This window comes from Neisseria iguanae, assembly GCF_003013245.1.
GTDB lineage: Bacteria > Pseudomonadota > Gammaproteobacteria > Burkholderiales > Neisseriaceae > Neisseria > Neisseria iguanae.
Genome location: NZ_PXYY01000152.1, coordinates 1 through 3,145 on the forward strand (window position 1 = coordinate 1; position 3,145 = coordinate 3,145).

The following is a 3,145-nucleotide window of genomic DNA, read 5'->3' on the forward strand; positions in this document are numbered from 1 at the left end:
GTTAATCCGGCTGTGTCGGAAGCAGTCAAACCTGAGGCAGAAAGGCGTAATATTTGCCGGAATTTCTGCTCAGAAAGTTTACCGGGCTTTGGGTACTTGTTTTTAATATAGATATCAGAAGCTTACCATAAAGTTTTATGATTTTGCTTCCTAAGCCCCTTATTTTTTCAGACGGCCTTAAGTCCTTGTAAAACCTTAGATTTGAATAGCGTTCAAAACTAAGCGAATGCAAAGCGTGCAGACAGATTACCCAAAAAGACAAACGTTTGAAAAGCACATTGCGAAAAAATGTGCCAACGGTGGGGATTTTGCAAAGGACCCAGCCCATCAATTATTTTGCTTTAATCTTACCTTTACGGACAGACTGCGTACTCGGCACAGCCACGCCGAACCGCTTCATGGTCGCTCCCAACGTGGCTTTATCCCCTTTTTTTTGCAAACCGTCATGCCAAATCTGTTTCGCCTGTTCCCGCTGCCCCAGTTGCCACAATACTTCGCCCAAATGCGAAGCGACTTCGGCATCAGGATGCTCGCGATACGCGTATTCCAAATAAGGCAATGCGGCCTGAGAATCCCCCTTCAGATAATATGCCCAACCCAAGCTGTCGTTAATCGCAGCGGATTCCGGATCTAAATGATAGGCTGCCTGAATCAGCTTGAAGGCTTCATCAAGATATTGCTCGCCATTGGGCATAACCAATAAGGTATAACCCAGAGCATTCATGCCACTGGCGCTATTGGGATTCAAATCATTATAGCGACGCAAATCGGCAACGGCTTTTTGATGCTGACCTAACTTTTCATAAACCATGGCACGCTGATACAAAATATCCGGCAAACGCTCGGCTGATTCGGGTTGTTTGGCGGCTTTTGCCATCATATTATTCAATTCGGCAAGTGCGGCTTTCGGTTTATCGCTTTGCGCCAAGGCAAACAGATAAACCCGCTGCAACTCTGCCGCCCCGAAAAAACGCCCCTGTTGCTCAGGCAGCTTTTGAGCACGGCGCGCTTCGGTTAGGGCTGCGGACATATTTCCCTCTTCAGCAGCAATTGACGCTTTCAACACCGCTTTGTCAAACGCATATTCCGGCGCACTGATTTTATCCGCCCGTTTTTTCGCTTCGGCATAATTTTTCACATCAGCATAACGCATGGCGCCAATAATGGCTGCACGGCCTTGCTGCTCGCGGGTGCCGGTGTTGTAGGCTTTTTCCAGATAATTATCAGTGATTGAAATGTCCTCCTTACGGCTGGCCGATAATAAGGCCGCCTGAATATACAAATCCGCATTCGGATTGGCTGCCAACAATTGCTGCAAACGCGCGTAGGCTTTATCCGGCTGTCGGGAAGCAATTAGGCTGCTGATTTCCAATTCCTGCCACACCGGTGACAAATCAACGGTATCGGTTTCTTCAAAAAAGCGGTTGAGCATCTGCGGCTGACGTTGCGCGACCAAACGCATAGTCAACAAAGTTGGGGGCAAAATTTCCGCATCCAAATTAGCCAAACGCTGCATAGCCGCTACCGCATGGCGTTCATTACCTTCTTGCGCGCTGAAAATCACATCGGCAATCGCTGCTTCCGGCATATCGGGATATTTTTCTGCGGCCTTATGCACTTCTCTGCCAGCTTTTTCAGCCAATCCCTGCTGCTGCACCGCTGCTTGCGCCAGCAATAAGAAAATACGCTGCGTCTGTTCCTCTGTGGCATTGAGCAACACATCATCCAAACCGCTTAGTTTTTGGTCGGTATTACCCATCAGCAAATCACGCACCCATGCCATGCGTTTTTGTGCGGCACCTGGCACCGGCTCGATTTCGCGCCATTTCTGATAAATCATCTCAGCCTGTTCAAACGCATTCAGAGACACCGCCATTTCCAACGCACGCTCCGCAACTTCCGGTGATTTGGTGCGGTTGAGCAACACCATATAAGTGGCCAAGGCTATGCCCGCATCGCCTTTTTGCAAAGCCATCTCGGCTCCCAATAAGGTAAACACGGTATTGGCACGGTCAATCACACCCAGACGCCGCTGACGCTCCAATTCGCGCTCTTCAGGTGTATAGCGGCTTTTCTTCTGAATCAGCTCTTTTACTTCTTTTACCGCTTTGGGCTGGATTTTGATTTCGTTGGCGGCATAACTTTCAACCGCAAACAACATCATCACCGCCGCAGCCACAGCGCAGATACGAGAAGGGACAAAAAACATAACAATTCCTTTACATCGCCGGCCGTGTTTTCAGACGGCCTTTCAGTTTAGGCATAACTTTATCACAAGCTGTCTGATTTGTAGATTCAAGCGACCGTAAACCTAATGTAATATAATCTTTCAAACTCTTTACGGATACCGCCATAACCCGACTACTTGCTGATTTTCTGTTACACGCGTACGAATTCGACTGCCGTACGCAAAGTCTGTGCAACCGTTTCCTCCGCCCGACAGCATGCAAAGTCGCGCCGTATTGCTGGCTGTGGTGGAAAAAGACCATCAATGGCAGATATTATTTACCTGCCGCTCCGGTTCATTGCGCCATCATACCGGACAAATCGTTCTAGCCGGCGGCTGCCATGAGCCGCAAGACCTTGATCTAACCCAAACTGCCTTACGCAAAACACATAAGGAAGCCGGCATCCTGCCACAAACTTGGCAAACCTTCCCCGCCTTACCGCCGCACTGCACGCCTTCAGGTTACGAGGTGCACCCATTCCCACGCTGTGTACCGGCAATCCGAGTATTCAAATCAATCCCGATGAGGTAGCCGAAGTGTTTTACGTGCCGTTTGATTTCGCCATGAACCTCAAATATTACAAAATGCGCGAACTGCAATACCAAGGCAAAGCCATTGCCATGCCCACCCTGTATTTCCCGCATTACAAAATTTAGGGTTTAACCGCCATGATTCTTTATGGTTTGACCGAACATTATCAACAATATTGTGAGACCGTCTGAAAAAGATTCCCAAACATACTTTCAGACGGCCTAACTATTAAGGGGCTTAGGAAGCAAAATCATAAAATTTTATGGTAAGCTTCTGATATCTATATTAAAAACAAGTACCCAAAGCCCGGTAAACTTTCCGGGCAGAAATTCCGGCAAATATTACACCTTTCTGCCTCAGGTTTGACTGCTTCCGACACAGCCGGA

General features: G+C 48.2%; 3 protein-coding genes. 2 read left to right on the top strand and 1 reads right to left on the bottom strand.

What is annotated here, in order from left to right:
* Positions 1–331 precede the first annotated feature (331 nt).
* On the bottom strand, positions 332–2,209 hold the full coding sequence (locus C7N83_RS13560) for a tetratricopeptide repeat protein (RefSeq protein WP_106743252.1): 1,878 nt from the start codon (positions 2,207–2,209) through the stop codon (positions 332–334).
* A gap of 235 nt (positions 2,210–2,444) precedes the next feature.
* Here C7N83_RS13560 and C7N83_RS17165 point away from each other — a divergent pair, with 235 nt between their 5' ends.
* A complete protein-coding gene (locus C7N83_RS17165) occupies positions 2,445–2,759 on the top strand; it encodes an NUDIX domain-containing protein (protein WP_425437528.1) in 315 nt (104 codons plus the stop codon).
* Entirely contained in the window at positions 2,645–2,884 is a 240-nt protein-coding gene (locus C7N83_RS15020; protein ID WP_170064926.1) for an NUDIX hydrolase, read from the top strand. Before C7N83_RS17165 ends, C7N83_RS15020 begins: the two co-directional genes overlap by 115 nt.
* Positions 2,885–3,145: the final 261 nt, after the last annotated feature.

What these genes read in the sequence shown, in the direction of transcription:
- C7N83_RS13560 (WP_106743252.1), bottom strand. Translation starts at nt 2,209, where the DNA reads ATGTTTTTTGTCCCTTCTCGTATCTGCGCTGTGGCTGCGGCGGTGATG.
- C7N83_RS17165 (WP_425437528.1), top strand. Translation starts at nt 2,445, where the DNA reads ATGCAAAGTCGCGCCGTATTGCTGGCTGTGGTGGAAAAAGACCATCAA.